The 17,012-nt window shown below is 68.9% G+C and carries 16 protein-coding genes; 3 read left to right on the forward strand and 13 right to left on the reverse strand.

The genetic code is table 11. The annotated features are described in order from the left end of the window. Positions 1–24: 24 nt before the first annotated feature. The 5 genes from OVA30_RS20425 to OVA30_RS20445 all read right to left on the reverse strand — a co-directional run bounded on the left by OVA30_RS20425 (position 25) and on the right by OVA30_RS20445 (position 4,215). Entirely contained in the window at positions 25–1,104 is a 1,080-nt protein-coding gene (locus tag OVA30_RS20425) for an efflux RND transporter periplasmic adaptor subunit (RefSeq protein WP_268176630.1), read from the reverse strand. Then, positions 1,101–1,295 (reverse strand): DUF1656 domain-containing protein, encoded by a 195-nt coding sequence (locus tag OVA30_RS20430; RefSeq protein WP_012255798.1) that lies wholly within the window; start codon positions 1,293–1,295, stop codon positions 1,101–1,103. Before OVA30_RS20430 ends, OVA30_RS20425 begins: the two co-directional genes overlap by 4 nt. 8 nt (positions 1,296–1,303) lie before the next feature. After that, positions 1,304–3,340 carry an FUSC family protein gene (locus tag OVA30_RS20435; RefSeq protein WP_268176631.1) on the reverse strand — a complete coding sequence of 679 codons (2,037 nt, stop codon included), beginning with the start codon at positions 3,338–3,340 and terminating at the stop codon, positions 1,304–1,306. Further along, positions 3,337–3,771, reverse strand: a complete 435-nt coding sequence (locus OVA30_RS20440) for a DUF4345 domain-containing protein (protein ID WP_253398753.1) — start codon at positions 3,769–3,771, stop codon at positions 3,337–3,339. Before OVA30_RS20440 ends, OVA30_RS20435 begins: the two co-directional genes overlap by 4 nt. Before the next feature lie 162 nt (positions 3,772–3,933). Further along, on the reverse strand, positions 3,934–4,215 hold the full coding sequence (locus tag OVA30_RS20445; protein ID WP_015824774.1) for a hypothetical protein: 282 nt from the start codon (positions 4,213–4,215) through the stop codon (positions 3,934–3,936). A gap of 359 nt (positions 4,216–4,574) precedes the next feature. Here OVA30_RS20445 and OVA30_RS20450 point away from each other — a divergent pair, with 359 nt between their 5' ends. After that, positions 4,575–5,210, forward strand: coding sequence for a glutathione S-transferase N-terminal domain-containing protein (locus OVA30_RS20450; RefSeq protein ID WP_012255801.1), 636 nt, complete (start codon positions 4,575–4,577; stop codon positions 5,208–5,210). An 898-nt stretch (positions 5,211–6,108) separates the two neighbouring features. On the opposite strand, the gene tolB is transcribed toward OVA30_RS20450, so the two are convergent. The 4 genes from tolB to tolQ all read right to left on the reverse strand — a co-directional run bounded on the left by tolB (position 6,109) and on the right by tolQ (position 10,167). Then, entirely contained in the window at positions 6,109–7,449 is a 1,341-nt protein-coding gene (tolB, locus tag OVA30_RS20455) for a Tol-Pal system beta propeller repeat protein TolB (RefSeq protein WP_003602805.1), read from the reverse strand. Between the two features lie 78 nt (positions 7,450–7,527). Beyond that, on the reverse strand, positions 7,528–8,937 hold the full coding sequence (gene tolA, locus OVA30_RS20460) for a cell envelope integrity protein TolA (RefSeq protein ID WP_268176633.1): 1,410 nt from the start codon (positions 8,935–8,937) through the stop codon (positions 7,528–7,530). Positions 8,938–8,951: 14 nt separating this feature from the next. Then, a complete protein-coding gene (locus OVA30_RS20465; RefSeq protein WP_268176635.1) occupies positions 8,952–9,401 on the reverse strand; it encodes an ExbD/TolR family protein in 450 nt (149 codons plus the stop codon). 49 nt (positions 9,402–9,450) lie between these two features. Continuing rightward, positions 9,451–10,167, reverse strand: a complete 717-nt coding sequence (tolQ, locus tag OVA30_RS20470; protein WP_003602810.1) for a protein TolQ — start codon at positions 10,165–10,167, stop codon at positions 9,451–9,453. Positions 10,168–10,606: 439 nt separating this feature from the next. On the opposite strand from tolQ, the gene OVA30_RS20475 reads away from it, so the two are divergent. Further along, positions 10,607–11,857: a methyl-accepting chemotaxis protein gene (locus tag OVA30_RS20475; RefSeq protein ID WP_268176637.1), complete on the forward strand. Its 1,251-nt coding sequence runs from the start codon at positions 10,607–10,609 to the stop codon at positions 11,855–11,857. Here the strand turns inward: OVA30_RS20475 and ybgC are convergent. From ybgC to ruvB, 4 genes are all read right to left on the reverse strand, one after another. After that, entirely contained in the window at positions 11,844–12,275 is a 432-nt protein-coding gene (gene ybgC, locus OVA30_RS20480; RefSeq protein WP_041358313.1) for a tol-pal system-associated acyl-CoA thioesterase, read from the reverse strand. The two genes, OVA30_RS20475 and ybgC, sit on opposite strands and share 14 nt — an antisense overlap. 170 nt (positions 12,276–12,445) lie before the next feature. Further along, positions 12,446–13,162, reverse strand: a complete 717-nt coding sequence (locus OVA30_RS20485) for a DUF4142 domain-containing protein (protein WP_056464146.1) — start codon at positions 13,160–13,162, stop codon at positions 12,446–12,448. A 320-nt stretch (positions 13,163–13,482) separates the two neighbouring features. After that, positions 13,483–13,608: a hypothetical protein gene (locus tag OVA30_RS20490; RefSeq protein ID WP_442786116.1), complete on the reverse strand. Its 126-nt coding sequence runs from the start codon at positions 13,606–13,608 to the stop codon at positions 13,483–13,485. Beyond that, positions 13,601–14,671, reverse strand: a complete 1,071-nt coding sequence (ruvB, locus tag OVA30_RS20495) for a Holliday junction branch migration DNA helicase RuvB (RefSeq protein ID WP_268176638.1) — start codon at positions 14,669–14,671, stop codon at positions 13,601–13,603. Before ruvB ends, OVA30_RS20490 begins: the two co-directional genes overlap by 8 nt. 455 nt (positions 14,672–15,126) lie before the next feature. Here ruvB and OVA30_RS20500 point away from each other — a divergent pair, with 455 nt between their 5' ends. Next, positions 15,127–16,887: a L,D-transpeptidase family protein gene (locus OVA30_RS20500; protein ID WP_268176640.1), complete on the forward strand. Its 1,761-nt coding sequence runs from the start codon at positions 15,127–15,129 to the stop codon at positions 16,885–16,887. Positions 16,888–17,012 lie beyond the last annotated feature (125 nt).

A 17,012-nucleotide genomic window follows, 5' to 3' on the forward strand; every position in this document is an offset into this window, starting at 1 on the left:
CACCGTTAGCATCGGGTCGCCGTGTCAGTTCTTTCGCTCCGTGCCGGGATCCGTCCGGTCGGAATTGCGAAAAATCCAGTCGCGTGCCGCCTTGACCCAGGCCGGCTGGCCCTCGCGGCCGTCGCCGACCACCACCGTCGCGGTCATGCCCGCCACCAGAGTCACCTCCGGCGGCACATGGTCGATGCGGATGCGCACCGGCACCCGCTGGGCGAGCCTCACCCAGGTATAGACCGGATCGACGTTCGGCAGGCCTTGCGTGCTCGTCGCGGCATTGGCGGTCGAGATGCCGAGCGTCAGGCTCTCCACCGTGCCCTTCAGCGAGGCGCCGTAGCCCATCAGCGCCATCTCGGTGGGGGCGCCGACGTGGATATGCGCCATCTTGGTCTCTTCGAAATAGCCGTCGACCCAGAAGGAATCGGTGTCGATCACCCGCGCGTTGGCGGTGCCGGTCTGCGCGTAGTCGCCGACCCGCAGCAGCAGGTTGGTGACACGGCCGTTCACCGTCGAGCGTACTTGCGTACGTTCGAGGTTCTTCTTCGCCTGCGAAAGCTGCGACCGGGCGGTCTCCAGCGCCGCCTCGGCGATCTTGGCGGTGCCCGCGAATTGCTGCTTCTCCTCGACCGAGGTCGAGACCGTCGAGAGCGCGGCGCGCCGGGCCGACTGCGCCTCCTTCACCGAGAGGTCAGCCTCGCGGTTCTTGATCGCGGCCTCGGCCGAGACCACCGCCTCCTGATAGTCGAATGGGTCGATGACGTAGAGAACGTCGCCCTTCTTCACCTCCTGGTTGTCGGTGACTCGCAGCTCGACGATGGTGCCGGCGACCTGCGGGGCGATGTTGACCACCTGCACGCGGACCCGCCCGTCACGTGTCCAGGGCGCCGTCACGTAGAACTGCCAGACGATGGTGGCCGCCACTGCCGCGAAGGCGAGCACGAGGCCGGTCGCGGCCAGCCGCAGCAGGCGGCCCCCTCGCCGACGCCGTCCGATCGGAATCGCCTTGGCCGGGCCTTGCGCCTTGGGCGGCTCGTCGGAATGCGCCGCGTCGGCCGGGATGTGTTCCTGTTGCCGGCTTTCGGCCGGCCCTTCGTCGTCGCGTTTCACAGGAGCACCACCACGAGCGCGAGAAGGCAGACGTAGATCCCCGCTTCCGCCAGAGGCGGGTTGGCGACGAAGCGCCCGAACCGGATCCAGCGGAACACGACCCGGAGGGCCACCAGCAGCGCGAAGGCGATCAGCGCGTAGGCGATGAAGGGCGAGACCAGAATTCCGCCGATGGCGAGGTCGTGCTGCATGGGAGACGTCAGGAGTTGGGAAGGGAGAGGCGCCGGAAGAAGCGCCCATGCCGCCGGATAACGCGCGAGGCGGTCGCGAGGTCTGTCGCGGCACGCGCGAGCTGCATGCGCACCGTGCGGTCCTGCACGCGCGCCTCGCCGATCAGTGCGCGCGCCGCCCGGTCAAGCTCATCCGAGCCGGCGGCGGCAAGCGCCCCGCGCGCCTGACCGATCAGCGGGGCGAGGCCGCGGACCTCGCTTAACGGGCGCAGTTGCGCGTGGGCTCGCGCGGCGGCGGCCTCCAACTGCGCCACGGCGAAAGCGTGGTGCAGGCTCGCCCGGCGCACCGCGCCGCTGCCGGAATTCCACGCCGAGAACTGGAACAGTCGGTCTGCATTGAGGCTAGTGCGCGAGGTGGCGTCGCCGCCCTCCCCCGCGAGCGCTTCGGCGAGGTCCTCACGGGCCTCTTCGAGGGCGAAGGCACGGTGCTGCGAGGCGGAGATCGGCAGGACGAGGCGGATCGTCAGGAACAGAATCACCGCTGCGAAGACAACCAGCAGCGCATTCACGAGGAAGGTCTGCGGATCGTAGGATTGCGGGTTCTCCGGTGCCAGCAGCACCGGCGTGAACACGAGGGTAATGAAGCCGATGGTGAAGCTCGGCGGGTGGAGCGACACGAGGCAGCCGAAGAAGACCGGCGGGGCCATGGCGATGGCGAGCAGGGGAAAGCCCTGGTTGCCGTTGAGCACCACGAACAGGATGAACCCGGCGCAGAGGGCGGCGAGCGGCATCCCGATCAGGACGCCTTGCGCGAACTTGCGCGGATCGGGCGTGACCGAGGACAGCGAGCAGGTCGCCGCGACCTGAACCAGGGCGAAGGAGGATTGCGGCAGCCCGAGCAGGATGAACAGGCCGGCGGCGAGGCCGAACGCGATCATCACGCGCAACGCCGCCCGCAGGGCGACCTGAAAGTCGCGATGGGTCGGCAGGGCGATGTGGCGCAGGGGCTCATGGCCGTCCGACAAGGCGCGGACGCCGTCCTCGGCGAAGGTCGCGGCGTTGACGACGTCCAGGGCGCGCTGGAGCGCCACGATCTCGTCGAGGGTGGCGCCGGCATCGCACATCCCGGCATCCACGAGGTCGCGCAGCCGCTCGCCGTCGCGGGCAAGCGCCTCGGCGCATGATTCGTCCCCCTCCGAGACCGCGCGCAGGGCGAGCGCCTGTGCTTCACGGACCCGCTGGCCGGGTTCGGGGATGCGGCTCATCGCGGCCGTGAGCGCCCGGCTCGCCGCGGCCAGGACGTAGAGCGCGGCGATGGCACTGCGGGCGCCGGCGGCGCGATGCACGCCGTCGTCGAGTTCGCCCGCGATGGCGCTGGCATCGCCCCGCATCGGCGCGATCTGCCGGATCAACGCGGCGGTGCGCTCGGGGCCGGGATCGCCCTGTGTCAGGCTCTCGCGGGCAAAGGCCTTGGCCGCCGCATGGGCCGCGGCGAGGCGCGGGAGCAGGGCTTTCCATGTGCTCGGCGAGGCGAGCGCATCGTTGATGAAGGTGATTGCGACGATGCCGACGGCCATCGCCGCGACGCGGCCGATGGCGGCATCGAACACCGTCTGCGGCGCATCGATATGCGCAACCGCGATGATCGCCACGGTGTAGCCGGAGAGCATCGCCCCGTAGGCGCGGGTATCCTGCAGGAATTGCGCGACGAAGACGCAGAGGCCGAGCCAGCAGGCGAAGCTGACGAGCAGGAGCACCCGGTCCTGCCCGAACAGGGCGATCAGCACGATGCCGACGATGCCGCCGACGACCGTGCCGAGGAATCGGTAGCCCGCCTTCGACAGGGCTTGGCCGCGCTTGGGCTGGGCGAGGATGGCGACGCAGACCGCGGCCGACGACGCGCTGTCGAGCTGGAGCCAGAACGCTGCGTAGAGCGCCAGCATCATGGCGAGCCAGATCCGGATCGCAAAGGCCCAGGCGGCGGGTTGGGGCACCCAACGGTCGAGGGTGTCGACCAGGCGCTCGCCGAACCCGGCGCCGCCGGTCGGCTGCGCCGCCCCGCTCACCGCACCGTCTCGAGGGCGGGCGCCAACTCTTGCCGCTGATCCCGCGCCTGGCGCGCGACCCGCATCTGCCACAGGCACAGCAGCGGCGTGACGACGAGTTCGAGGGCGAGCGCCGCGAGCATGGTCAGCGACGGCACGCCGGTGAGCGAAAGCCCGAGCAGACGCGCCAGCCCGCCGAGGACGACGACGAGGGTGAGGAAGCGGAACAGCCGCGACTTGTCCTCGATGCCGGGCACGCAGGTGAAGAACAGGATGCCGATGCCGGTCAGCAAGCCCGACAGGTAGCGGAAATGGCTATCGGCCGAGACGTTGACCGGCGTGCCGCCGCCGATGCCGTCGATGCCGAACAGCACGCCGTAGAGCCCCGCCAGGACGGGGACGATGGCGACGACCGCCACCGTGCGCTGCAGGAAGCGGCGTTCACGCTCCATATCGGTAAGGCTTTCGTCTTCGCTTTCATGCGCTCCCGCGCGGAGCCGGCATCCGCTTCGGCTCGGGAGCCCGTCAGAACAGGTCGGCGGGGCAACACGCTTGCCGCCGTTCGGTTCACCCGGTGCCGGTTCGATCGTCGGTCAAGGCGATTCCCGGCCGCGTCAGGCCTTCTGTTCCTTCAGGCGCTTGACGCACTTGCTGTAATATTGCGGCCATTTCGGCCCTTGAGCCGTCTTCTCGGTGGCGGAGAGCGCGCGCCACTCGGCGCCGCACTTCTTCTGCCGCTCGCGCGCGGCGGATTGGGCCACGCTGGGCTCCTTCGCCGTCTGCTCCTTGACCGTCTCCTTGGCGCTCGGCGCGTTCCAGGCTTCCTTGGCCGTTGCGGCCTGGGCGAGGAGGAGCGGCGCGGCCAGCAGGGCGGCGGCGAGGAGACGAGAGAACATCGGGCGACTCCAGTGGGTTGGATTCGGCGGCTTGGCCGTCCACCTCGCATCACAGCCGCATCGGGGGCCAAAGAGCAAGCGCTCTCCACAACTTGCGCACGATCGCCCTGGTGATGCTTGGGCCTCAATCGCCGGCGCCCGCCTCCGCGGGCTCAGGCTTCCGCTCCGCTCGACGGACTTCCAGAACTGAAGTTCTGGAAGTCCCCGCTGCGCGCGGCGCTCTTCGCGCCGCAAAGCCGCCATGCGGCTTCGAGCAGCGGCCCTGCCTGGAGCTTGGCCTTCGGCTTGAGCCGCCGGGCCGTTCCGCGCTACCTCGTGAAGTGAGGATGGGCGCGGGCCCGCTTTTCCGGGATGCCAGCATGGCGGTCACGACGGCGCAGCCGATCGAACTCTACACCTGGAGCACGCCGAACGGGTGGAAGATCCCGATCATGCTCGAAGAGTGCGGTCTGCCCTACCGGGTCGTGCCGGTGAACATCGGCAAGGGCGAGCAGATGGCGCCCGACTTTCTCAGCATCTCCCCCAACAACAAGATCCCGGCCATCGTCGATCCGGACGGGCCGGGCGGCACGCCGATCTCGGTGTTCGAGTCGGGTGCGATCCTGCAATATCTCGGGCGCAAGACCGGCTGCCTCTATCCGAGCGACGAGCGCGCCCGCACCGCGGTGGACGAGTGGCTGTTCTGGCAGGTCGGTGGACTCGGGCCCATGCTGGGGCAGGCCCACCATTTCCGCATCTACGCGCAGGAGAAGATCCCCTACGCCATCGATCGGTTCACGGAGGAAGCCAAACGCCTCTACGGCGTCCTCGACCGGCGGCTTGCCGACCACGAATATCTCGCCGACGCATACTCGATCGCCGATATCGCCGCGCTGACCTGGGCGAAGTTCCACGGCAAGCAGGGCATCGCGATCGAGGATCTGCCGAACGTCCGCCGCTGGCTCGACGCGCTGCTCGCCCGGCCGGCGGTGCAGCGCGGCCTCACTGCGATCTGACGCGGGGTATCCGGCGGGTCCGAGACTGGACGTCCAAGAGGTGTTTGTCCGCGGGCCGGCCCACCTGCCGGGGAGCTTCAGGCCGGCCCGCGGGCCCGTCCAGGCGCCGGATTAGCGGCGAGGACAGGCTCTCCAATCTCGCCGACGATTGATGCTGCTTTGTGTCCGCCGGCGGCAGCGATCTCCCATGACGGGGGCGTCTGCCGTCGCGTGCGGTGTCCTCGTCGGTGCGCTGAGGTGTCTTCCCCGCGGGGACGTGCAGCGTCGGGAGCCGCGCTCGGAGGGCCGCAGCTTTCGCTCGCGTCGTATCCGGCACTGATGTTCCGCCCGATGCGGACCGCCCTTTCGCATCGCCGGTCGTAAGCCGTTGCCGACGAACGATTTTACTCAACAAGCATTCGTCGGAACGAAAATCAGAAGGCTTGGCGGTAAATTCCCGCTTGACGGCCTGCCAATACGGACGCAGTCTACATTCGTGCTTCGCGATCGCAAGCACATCGGCCAGTAACCGCGTGGTCTTTGCGTGGTTTGTTGGTGAAAGCTGGAGGAGACAGGGATGACTCCACCGCAGCATGAAGCCGCAACGATAGTCTGAGAACCCGTTCGGTCTCGGACTGAGTGGCCCGCCACGAACACCGGACGGAAGCGGATCCTTAGGGGCGCAGAAGCGGCCGACACGGCACGACTTCGAACACGCATCAGCCCCACCTGCGGACCGCTTCCGCCGCGGTTTTTATGATCAGTGCGAAGGTTTTCACCGTTCCAGCCGCCGAGGCTCGCGCGGATTTCAGCGCGGGCCGTGCCGTCGAAGCGAAGCCGTTCGGCTCGCAACGACGGTGCGGGTTGACCGCTCCGTCATCGCGCGATTTCGGCCGTGCTCCGTGCGCTTCCGGCCGGCTTACTTGCCCGACAACAGCGGCGACCAGGTCGGGTCCGAGGCGAAGGACGGGGTCGGCACCGGCTGCTCCACCTTGCCGGTGATGTCGACCATGTAGAGCTTGCCGCCGCCCTGGCCGCCGGGATCGCGGAAGAACATCACGTACTGGCCGTTCGGCGCGAAGGTCGGGCTCTCGTTGTGGAAGCCCTCGGTCAGCACCCGCTCGCCCGAGCCGTCGGGCTTCATCACGCAGATGGCAAAACCGCCCTTGCGCTGCCGGGTGAAGGCGATGAGGTCGCCGCGGGGCGACCAAGCCGGCTGCGAGGCCGAGCCTTCGCCGAAGGAGAGCCGGCGCGGGTTCGAGCCGTCGGCGCCCATCACATAGATTTGCTGCGAGCCGCCGCGGTCGGATTCGAACACGATCTGGCTGCCGTCCGGCGCGTAGCTCGGTGAGGTGTCGATCGCGAGACCTTGCGTGACCGGCGTCTGCGCCTTCGAGGCGATATCGACGGTGACGATGTCGGCGTTGCCGCCCTGCTGCACGCTCATCACGAGGCGGCGCCCGTCCGGCGAGAAGCGCGGGCTGGCGCTCATCGAAGCGAAATTGCCGACCGTCTGACGCTTGCCGGTCTCCAGATCGATCATCTGGACCTTGGGCTGCTGCCCCGGCGCCTGGGTCATGAAGGCGATGTCCTGCCCCGCCGGCGAGTAGCGCGGCGCCACCACCGAGACGTCGCCGCCCCCGGTCAGCGCGCGGACATTGGCGCCGTCCTGATCCATCACCATCAGGCGCTTGCGGCGGTTCTCCTTCGGGCCGGACTCATCGACAAAAGCGACGCGGCTGTCGAACCACGGCCCGAGGCCGGTGACCTTGGTGTAGACCGCATCCGACACGAGATGCCCGGTGCGGCGCGCATTGGCGACGTCGGTGCCGTATTGCTGACCCGTGATCTGCTGGCCTGAGGCCACGTCCCACAGGCGGAAGGCGACGGTGAGCCGGCCCGAGGCGTCGCGCCCGACCCGGCCTGTCACCAGCGCCTGGACGCCCGCGCCCTTCCACGCCTCGAAGTTGGGCGCGGCGTCGAAGCTCGGGTTCTCGGGGAAGCGCCCCTTCTCCAGCGGCGTGAAGTAGCCGGAGCGGCGCAGGTTGTTCGTGATGACGCTGGCCACCAGCGTGCCGAGGCTGGCGTCACCGGCGAAGTCGGCGACGGCGATCGGCATCGGCTGGAAGGCGCCGCTGCCGATGCGGAGCTGCAGCTGCGCCCGCGCCGGAGTCGCGGCGGGCAGCGCCAGGGCGAGGACGCCGAGCGCGGCCGTGAGCGCCGGCAGGAGGGTGCGCCGGGTGAAGGCTGTTCCAGGCATGGGACAAGTCCAGGTCGTTCGGGGAATGCGAGACAGAAAGGCCGATGACGCGGTGGATCGGCGGGTCGAGCCGGCGGATCACACGGGCGAGAACTCGAACTCGGCGTTGATGGCCTTCCAGTCGTTGTAATACGGCGCGTACTGGGCCGGAATCTTGAAGGGTGCGCAGCGCCGCACAGCCCGGAGCGCCGCCTGGGCGATCGACTGATCGACCGAGTTGTTGCCCGCGCGCATGACCCGCGGCTCGGTGGTGAGCGATCCGTCCGGGTTGAGGCGGATGTCGAGCATCGGCAGCACGACGCCCTGCGTCGCGCCGGGCGGCGCCGAGTAGCAGCGCTCGATCTGCTGTTGCAGCATGCCCACGAGAGCGCCGCGCAACGACGGCGAGAGGCGCTGAGCGGTACCGGAGGCCGTGCCGAGCGAGGCCGTGCGCTGCACTTCGCGGCCGGTCGAGCCGGTCGATTGCGAGGCGGCGCGGGTTTGCGTCTCGCGGCTGTCGCCCGGGCTGGTCCTGTTGGCGAGTTCCGCCTGCTGGCGCGCCTTGGCCTCGGCATCGGCCTTCGCCCTGGCGTCGGCCATCGCTTTGGCCTTGGCTTTCGCGGCGGCTTCGGCTTTGGCCTTCGCATCGGTCTCCGCCTTGGCTTTGGCTTCGGCGACCTGCTTGCGGTGCTCGGCCTCCGCTTCGGCTTTGGCGGCCGCTTCGGCCTTGGCCTTCGCTTCGGCTTCCGCCTTCGCTTCTGCTTTCGCCTTGGCTTCCGCCTCGGCCTTGGCCTCTGCTTTTGCCTTAGCGTCGGCCTTCGCCTTGGCCTCGGCGCGCGCCTTGGCCTTCGCCTCGGCGGCCTTGGCCGCGGCTTCGGCCTCCGCCTGTTCGTGCTCGACCAGCTTCTGCAATTCTTCGCGCTTCTCGGCCTCCGCCTTTGCGGCGGCCGCCTTCGCTTCGGCCGCCTTCGCAGCCTCAGCCTTCGCCGCTTCGGCCTTGGCGGCGGCATCCGCCTTCGCTTTGACCTCGGCCTTGGCCTTCGCCTCGGCGGCCTTGGCTGCGGCCGCCTTCTCGGCTTCGGCCTTGGCGGCTTCCGCCTTGGCCGCGGCGGCCTCCGCCTCTTCCTTCACCGGGTCGGCGGTGTCGGCCCGCAGCGGCATCGCATCGACGGCGGCGAGCCGGGTATCGGCGGTGCGGGTGGGCGCGGCCGGCGCGTCGGTCTTGGCGTTCTCGGGCTCGCGCTGCTCCTGCTTCTCCGCCACGCGATCGGCGCGGTTCGGCTTGTTCTCGGGCTTTTCCGCGTTGAGCTCGCCACGGGTCAATTCGGAGAATTGCTGCTCGGTCAGCACCTCGACCGGCACGCCCTCCTCCCCTTCCGGCAGGACCGGTGCGGCGACGACGAACAGGGCGGCGCCCAGCACGACGGCATGGACCGCGGCCGAGATCCAGACGCCGGGTTCGCGATTTCGAAAAGACTCGGTGAGGGAAGTGGGCCAGCGCAGAGCCACGGTGCCTTGCTCCGCTAATTCGCTTCCGGCTCGGTGACGAGGGCGACCTTCTTGAAGCCGCCGCCGGTCACGATCGCCATCACCTGGGCCACGCGCCCGTAATCGACGCGCTTGTCGCCGCGCACGAACACCCGCTCCTCGGTGCCGGTCTTGGAGGTCTGCATGAGCTGGGGCACGATGTCGTCGTCCTTCAGCTCGACCTCACCGAGATAGACCTCGCCCGTGCGGCGGATCGAGATCGTGATCGGTTTGACGTCGGAATTGAGTGGGCTCGCCTTCGATTGCGGAAGGTCGAGGGGCACGCCGACCGTCATCATCGGGGCCGCGACCATGAAGACGATCAGCAGCACGAGCACGACGTCGATGAACGGCGTCATGTTGATTTCGTTGATGGCGCCGTGTCCGCGCCGTCCGCGGCGGCGGCGCTTGCCGTCGCCCTGTGCCGCGCCGTGCGTCATGCCCATCGCGTCTTGCCCATCGATTCAGCTCCCGCTCTCGATCTGCTTCAGGCGCTCAGGCGGCGACCGAGAGGCGCTCGTCGATCTGCCGCGACAGGATCGCCGAGAACTCGTCGGCGAAGCCTTCGAGCCGCGATTGCGACTTCGCCACAGTGGCCTGAAGCTTGTTGTAGGCGAGCACCGCGGGAATCGCCGCGAACAGGCCGATGGCGGTGGCGAACAGGGCCTCGGCAATGCCGGGCGCCACGACGGCGAGCGAGGTATTCTTCGAGGCCGCGATCGAGGTGAAGGCAGTCATGATGCCCCAGACCGTGCCGAACAGGCCGATATAGGGGCCGGCCGAGCCGATCGAGGCGAGGAACAGGAGGCGGGAATCGAGCCGTTCGACCTCGCGCTGGATCGTGACGTCGAGCACCTTGTCGATGCGCTGCGACAGCGAGTGGATCTGCCGGCCCGAACCTTCGAAGGAGCGCTTCCACTCCCGCATGGCGGCGACGAACAGCGCGCCGAGGCCGGTGGGCTGGCGGTCGTTGAAGGAGCGGTACAGCTCCTCCAGCGAGCGGCCGGACCAGAACGCCTCCTCGAAGGCGTCCATCTCGGCTTCCGTGCGGCGGAACAGCAGCGTCTTGTCGACAATGATCGACCAGCACCAGATCGAGGCGCCGAGCAGGCCCACCATCACGAGCTTCACGACGAAGTGGGCCTGCCAGAACAGGCCGAACAGGCTCATGTCTGCGACGGGCGCGGCCTGCATGGCATCGGCTGGAGTCATCGAACGATCCTCGCGTCGTCAGGGCCGCGCCGAGGCGCACCGGACTGCCGACTGATCCTTTGAGCGATAGGGTTTGAGATCACTCGGGAATCTGTCGAAAGTAAGGGTCGGGGTCAGTCAGGCTCCACCCGTTCCGCGGTGCCATGCGAGCCGTCCCACGCCTGATTCTAAGCCCGTGGCATGGTTAAGAAATCGTTGTCGCAGCCGCGCCGCGCGGGCTTCGAGAAACGCTCGGTGAAGACTGTCGAAGCCTGTGAGCGCATCTGAGATCGGCAAAAAACTTGAAATAGACCTGCGCAGCATTTTTCTACTTGGCCGCCCTATGGCAACGAATGTTTACTTCTGTAGTGTCCTTCACCGTTCTTAAACCAACATATGTAAGGCTATCTCTCGTCGAAACGGGCCGCTTCGGCCCTCAAGCGAGCAGGTGTTTTTTCCCATGATCCTCCGGCGACGGGCATCCCAAGCGGCCGCGCTACAGCCGCGGGAGCATGCAAACACGCTTGCCGTTGATTACGCGGCCGTTCTGAACGCGCTCCCGGTCAACGTTCTCGTCCTCCACCCGACGGAGGCGACCATCACCTTCGCGAACCAGCGCAGCATCGAAACACTGCGCAGCCTGCGCGAGCATCTGCCGACCTCCGTCAATCCGGACGCGATGGTGGGCCTCACCATGGACGTGTTCCATAAGAACCCGGCGCACCAGCGCAGCATCGTCGCTGATCCCGCCCGCCTGCCCTGGCGCACCAAGATCCGGCTCGGACCGAAGACGCTCGACCTTCACGTCTCGCCGGTCCGCGACACGGCCGGCCGCTACATTGCCGCCGTGTTGTCCTGGGCCGACGTGACGCCGTTCACCGAATCCATCGCCAGCTTCGACGCCGCCGTCCGAACCGCTCTCGGTGAGGCCACCGCGGCCACGGGCGCGATGCGCGGGGCGGCCGAGCGCGTTCTCTCCGCGACCGACGCGACCTCCCGCGCGGCGGACAGCGCTGCCACCGGCGCGACCGACACGACGGTGAACGTCCAATCCGTCGCCGCCGCCGTCGAGGAACTGACCGCCTCGAACGGCGAGATCACTCGGCAGGTCAACCGCTCCAGCGCGGCGACCGGACAGGCCGTGACCGAGGCCGGCGCGGCCATGGAGAGCGTCAAGGCGCTTTCCGAGACGTCGCAGCGCATCGGCGAGGTCGTCGGTCTAATCAGCTCGATCGCCAGTCAGACCAACCTGCTCGCGCTCAACGCCACCATCGAGGCGGCCCGGGCCGGCGAGGCCGGACGGGGCTTCGCCGTGGTGGCGACCGAGGTCAAGGTGCTCGCCGGCCAGACCGCGCGGGCCACCGGCGAGATCGCTCAGCATATCGGGCTGATCCAGGCGGCGACCGCCCAGACGGTAGCGGCCATCGAGCGGATTTCCGGGGTGATCCGCGGCCTCGACGACGGCGCCACCACCATCGCCGCCGCGGTCGAGGAGCAATCGGCCACGGCCGGCGAGATCAGCCGGAGCGCCCGCGAGGCGGCCGATCGCACCGGGCTCGTCGGGGGCAGCATCGCCCAGGTCGCCACCACGGCCGAGACCTCGGCCGGCTCGGCCCGCTCGGTCCTCTCCGCGACGACGATCCTCGACCAGCAGATGGAACAGGTGACGCGGGCGGTTCAGGAATTCCTGGTCGAGGTCAGGCGGATCTGAGACCGGCCGGCGTCAGGGCGCGGCGCAGTCCTTCGGGCAAGCGGATCGCGCGTCCGTCCCTGACGCAGGCGACCACGACATCGGCGCGCACCAGCACCTCGTCGCCGCGGCGCACCTCCTGGGCGAGGTGCATCGAGGCGCCGCGCAACTCGCTCGACCGGGTGTGAACCTCGATCCAATCGTCCATGCGGGCGGGCTTGAGGAAGTCGAGCGTCATCTTCCGTACGACGAAGACGAGCCCCGTGCCCTCCGCGTGCATCTCGGACTGGTCGCCCGCGAGCGTGCGCAGGAGTTCGGTGCGGCCCCGCTCCATGAAGCGCAGGTAGCTCGCGTGATAGACGAAGCCCGAGAAATCGGTGTCCTCGTAGTAGATGCGCAGCGGAAGGCGGTGCGCATCGGCGCCTGTGGTCGGATCCATGGACGTCCGGGTTCGTGGGGATCCCGTCATTTAGCGGGTCTCGTCATGAGTGGCGAGAGGTTGGGCGGCGCCCTTTCCGGCGGGCCGGTTCGACAACGGCAAAGGTGCCTCGAACGGCAAGGGCCGCCCCTTTCGAGGGCGGCCCTGCACGGCAGTCGAGTTCGGGTCGATCAGCCGCCGATGCGGTTGGCGAGGGTGGCCGAGTGGGCGTGCTCGTCGGCGATGTAGGGCAGCGCCTCGTTGGCGAAGGTGCGGCCGGCGGCGCTGTCGCCGTTGCGGGCATAGGTGCCGTAGAGCGCCAGCGTGCGGGCATCTGAGCGGGCCTGACCACTGACATAGGCCCGATCGAAGTCGCGGGCCGAGCGGGCCGAACGCAGGCGCTCGAGGCGCTGCTGGCCGTTCGGGCCGAGGGCGACGCGACGGCCGGGTTCGCCCGGGCTGTTGTCGATCAGGCCGACGCCGCCGAGCACGCCGCCGACGATGCCGGTGCCGATGTTGGCGGCCAGCGTCACCGGGGCCAGCACCACGCCGATCGGGTTGTCGAGGCGGGTGGGGATACCCTGCTGGTCGGAGACGACGCGCCCGCTGGCGGTCAGCGACGTACCCTCCGGCAGCAAGGCGCGCGTGGTGGCCTGACGCTCGACCAGAATCCGGTTGGCGTAGTTGCGCACGTGCGGATTGCGGGAGCGCTCCAGGGCGATCCGGCTGGCTTCGATGCTGGTGGCATCCGAGCGCAGGGCCTCGGCGCGGAAGTCGCGGGTATCGGTTCCGGCGCGCCCGATCGGTGCATCGCCGCCGATGCGCAGCGGCAGGGCGTCCTGAGCCAGGGCGGGCGTGGCGAGGGCAGCGACGGACAGGCCGAGGGCGGCCAGGACGGTCGTCTTCATGGCGGAGGGTTCCTTGAAGGTCGTGCTGGAATCGTTCGTTGGGCCGGCGCTCCCGAAGAGCGTGGTCGGGCCCTCAACTTGTGCGATGCACGCCTGTTCCGCATACCGCCGGTCACGCCACCGAGAACCACGGATGCGCCGGATTGCTGCTGGAAAGACCGACAGATCTCAGATAAATTGTTTTAGAGCAATGGTTTGTTGTCAATGAGCGTCGCGCTGACGGTCGCCGATACAGTCTAAAATGACTGAAATACGCCGACGTCTTCGTCGATTATGACGCAGATGATATGTGCTCGATGCATGCCTCAGCGCTTCGCGTTCTATGCTCCAAGCTCGACCACGACGATCTCCTGCGGCACGCCGAAGCGCACCGGGGCGATGCTCGTGCCGAGCCCGATCAGCACCGTTCGTCGCGTGACGGAAACGGGGCTTCGGCCCTCACGCATCCGGGTCGTCGCTGCCGCCGAACAGGCCGAACTGCGAGCCGGGATCGCGCCGCGGTTCGGCAAAGCCCATGTGCCGGAAGGCGTGCGGTGTCAGCACCCGCCCGCGCGGGGTGCGCTGCACGAAGCCCTTCTGGATCAGGTAGGGCTCGATGATGTCCTCGATCGCGTCGCGCGGCTCGGAGAGGGCCGCGGCGATCGTCTCGATCCCGACCGGGCCGCCGCCGAACGAGGCCGCGATCAGGGTGAGATACTTGCGGTCCATCACGTCGAGGCCGACGGGATCGACGTCGAGCATCTGCAGCGCCCGGTCGGCGATGGCGCGGCTCACCGTCGTCGCGTCCTCGACGATGGCGAAGTCGCGCACCCGGCGCAGCAGGCGCCCGGCGATGCGCGGGGTGCCGCGGGCCCGCTTGGCGATCTCGTTGGCGCCCTCCTCCGACATCCCGAGGCCGAGCACCCGCGCGCCGCGGCGGACGATGAGTTCCAGTTCGTCGATCTCGTAGAATTCGAGGCGGATCGGGATGCCGAAGCGGTCGCGCAGCGGCGTGGTGAGCAGACCCGCGCGGGTGGTGGCGCCGACGAGGGTGAATTTCGGCAGCTCGATCTTTACCGAGCGGGCGGCCGGGCCTTCGCCGATGATGAGGTCGAGTTGGTAATCCTCCATCGCGGGATAGAGGATCTCTTCCACCGCCGGGTTGAGGCGGTGGATCTCGTCGATGAACAGGACGTCGCGCTCCTCCAGATTGGTGAGCTGCGCCGCCAGATCGCCGGCCTTGGCGATCACCGGTCCGGAGGTCGAGCGGAAATTGACGCCGAGTTCGCGGGCGACGATCTGCGCCAGCGTCGTCTTGCCGAGGCCCGGCGGGCCGACGAACAGGACGTGATCGAGGGCCTGGCCGGTCTTCTTGGCGGACTCGATGAAGATCTGCATGTTGGCGCGCGCCGCCCGCTGCCCGATGAACTCGGAGAGGCTCAAGGGGCGGATCGACTGGTCGGCGTCGTCCGGCCGGCGCTCGGGGTTCAGCAGGGTCTTGCCGGGCTTGGAGGGTCTGTCTTCGCTCACGGGGGTCTCGCGGGGCGTCGGCCGAATGGCTCTCGCAAAACGCCCGCTGCGCCGTCGCCCCGAGGGGAAACGGCCGGCGACGGGGCGTCTCGTGAGGGATTCCAACCTCGCGTTTTGCACATCCTGCACGCCTGCACCACCGCGGCAGAACAGTCGGCTCCAGGGCAATCGCTCGAACGCGATCACCCTGGTTTCTGGCGGGCCTCAGTCGCCGGCGCCCGCCTCCGCGGGCTTATGCTTCGCTCCGCTCGGAGCTTTCCGGGGCTGACGCCCCGAAAACCCCGCTCCGCGCGGCACTCTTCGCGCCGCGAAGCCGCTCACGCGGCTTCGAGCGATCGCCATGCGGTCTGATCTGGCGTGGCTTGCGTGCTTCGGCACACGCCGTGGGCGAGGCGGTGAGCGAGTTGGTAACCAACCCCGCCGATGATCGGGCCGTGCACCCGATGAGATCCGCGATGCCGAATGTTATCCCCGCCCTGCGCAGGCCCCGCCGCGCCCGGCTCATCGGCGGCACCGGAGCCGCCCTCGCCCTATTGCTCGCCGGCCCACTCCGGGCCGAGCCCGTCCCCGAGCCGCAGCCCGATTCGCGGATCAACCTGCGGATCGAGCCGAAGGCCGAGGCCGCGCCGGAGCCGAAACGCGAGCTGAGGGCCGATCCCAAACCGGAGCCCAAGGTCGATCCGAAGCCCGACACGAAGCCCGACACTAAGTCTGCGCCGAAACTGGAGCGCCCGACCGCCGACACGGTGGCGGTTCCCGCCGACGCGCCCCCGGCCAAGAAGGTGTCGCGCGAATTGCCGCCGGTCGTCTATGCCCGCGTGTCGGAGGATCCGCTGCCGAGCTACACCGCGCAGACCTTCGTCGACACGATGCGCGCCGCCGAGCGCTATCAGGTCTATGCCGAAGCCGGCGGCTGGAAGACGCTGCCCGCCGACTTCGCCCCGAAGCCCGGCGACAGCCACACCGCCATCCCCTCGCTGCGCCATCACCTTACCCTGACCGGCGACCTTCCCGCCGACGCGCCGCCCTCCGACCGCTTCGATCCGCCGCTGGTGGCGGCCGTGAAGTCGTTCCAGGCCCGCCACGGCCTGCCGGATGCCGGCATCTTCGGCCGCCTGACGCTGAACGCCCTCAACGTGCCGGCCGACGTGCGGCAGCGGCAGTTGCGCGCCTCGGCGCAGCGGCTGATGGGGTCGAGCTTCGGCTTCGGCGAGCGCTACGTGACCGTGAACATCCCCTCCGCCACGGTGGAGGCGGTGGAGAACGGTGCGGTGACCCGCCGCTACGTCGCCGTGGTCGGTTCGCCCGACAAGCAGACCCCCGCGGTCGAGACCCGCATCACCGACGTGAACCTCAATCCGACCTGGACCGTGCCCGTCTCGGTGATCAAGAACGAGATCATCCCGACGATGCGCAAGAATCCGGGCTATCTCGCCAAGAACCGCATCCGCATCCTCGGCCCCGGCGGCGTCGAGGTCGATCCGAATGCGATCGACTGGAACACGCAGAAGGCGACCAACTACACGCTGCGCCAGGATTCCGGCCTCGACAATTCGCTGGGCCAAGTGCGCATCGACATGCCGAACCGCCACGCGATCTACATGCACGACACCCCGTCGAAGTCGCTGTTCGCCGGCTCGGTGCGCTTCCACTCGCATGGCTGCGTGCGCGTCGGTCAGGTGAAGGAGTTCGCCGCTTGGCTGCTTCAGGGCACCGAGGGACCGAACGGGTCGGGCTCCGCTTGGGGGCCGATCGAGATCGAAACCGCCATCGCCGTCGGCGAGCGGCGCGACGTGAAGCTCGTGAAGCCGACGCCGGTCGCCTTCGTGTACATGACCGGCTACGCGACCTCGGACGGCCGGGTGCATTTCCGCGACGACATCTACGGCCTCGACACACCACCCGCGCCGGCCGCGGCGACGCCGCCCGCCCCCGATGTGACGACCACCGGTGCCATCACGCCCCGCACGGCGCCGGCACCCCGCCCGGCCGCACTGGGCCTCGCGCCGCGTCCCCTGCCGCCCACGGCGCAGGCTGCGCCCGTCAAGCCCACGCCGGCCAAGCCGGCACCGGTCGGAGTCGCGCCCGTTCCGGCGCCCGCAACCGCCCTGCCCGCTCCGCCGAAGCCGCAGGCCCGCAAAGCCGCGCCGCCCGCCCGTGGGCCGGAGAGCGAGCCGGTGCCGCTACCGCCCGGCCTCGTCGGAGGCCGGGGCTGAGGCGCCCCGGCGGCGCCGCGTCCCATCTAAAGCAGCGCTGCCATGCGGAGCGGAACAAAGCTTCCTGCTTCCTCATTCTGCCGATCGAGTACCGGCGCGGTTGTCGCCCGTCTGAATTCGATTGC

Source organism: Methylorubrum sp. SL192 (genome assembly GCF_026672325.1).
Classification (GTDB): domain Bacteria; phylum Pseudomonadota; class Alphaproteobacteria; order Rhizobiales; family Beijerinckiaceae; genus Methylobacterium; species Methylobacterium extorquens.

What these genes read in the sequence shown, in the direction of transcription:
- tolQ (WP_003602810.1), bottom strand. Translation starts at nt 10,167, where the DNA reads ATGACTCCAGCCGATGCCATGCAGGCCGCGCCCGTCGCAGACATGAGC.
- OVA30_RS20445 (WP_015824774.1), bottom strand. Translation starts at nt 4,215, where the DNA reads ATGTTCTCTCGTCTCCTCGCCGCCGCCCTGCTGGCCGCGCCGCTCCTC.
- OVA30_RS20465 (WP_268176635.1), bottom strand. Translation starts at nt 9,401, where the DNA reads ATGGGCATGACGCACGGCGCGGCACAGGGCGACGGCAAGCGCCGCCGC.
- OVA30_RS20500 (WP_268176640.1), top strand. Translation starts at nt 15,127, where the DNA reads ATGCCGAATGTTATCCCCGCCCTGCGCAGGCCCCGCCGCGCCCGGCTC.
- OVA30_RS20490 (WP_442786116.1), bottom strand. Translation starts at nt 13,608, where the DNA reads ATGCGTGAGGGCCGAAGCCCCGTTTCCGTCACGCGACGAACGGTGCTG.
- OVA30_RS20450 (WP_012255801.1), top strand. Translation starts at nt 4,575, where the DNA reads ATGGCGGTCACGACGGCGCAGCCGATCGAACTCTACACCTGGAGCACG.
- OVA30_RS20485 (WP_056464146.1), bottom strand. Translation starts at nt 13,162, where the DNA reads ATGAAGACGACCGTCCTGGCCGCCCTCGGCCTGTCCGTCGCTGCCCTC.
- tolB (WP_003602805.1), bottom strand. Translation starts at nt 7,449, where the DNA reads ATGCCTGGAACAGCCTTCACCCGGCGCACCCTCCTGCCGGCGCTCACG.
- OVA30_RS20430 (WP_012255798.1), bottom strand. Translation starts at nt 1,295, where the DNA reads ATGCAGCACGACCTCGCCATCGGCGGAATTCTGGTCTCGCCCTTCATC.
- OVA30_RS20440 (WP_253398753.1), bottom strand. Translation starts at nt 3,771, where the DNA reads ATGGAGCGTGAACGCCGCTTCCTGCAGCGCACGGTGGCGGTCGTCGCC.
- ybgC (WP_041358313.1), bottom strand. Translation starts at nt 12,275, where the DNA reads ATGGATCCGACCACAGGCGCCGATGCGCACCGCCTTCCGCTGCGCATC.
- OVA30_RS20475 (WP_268176637.1), top strand. Translation starts at nt 10,607, where the DNA reads ATGATCCTCCGGCGACGGGCATCCCAAGCGGCCGCGCTACAGCCGCGG.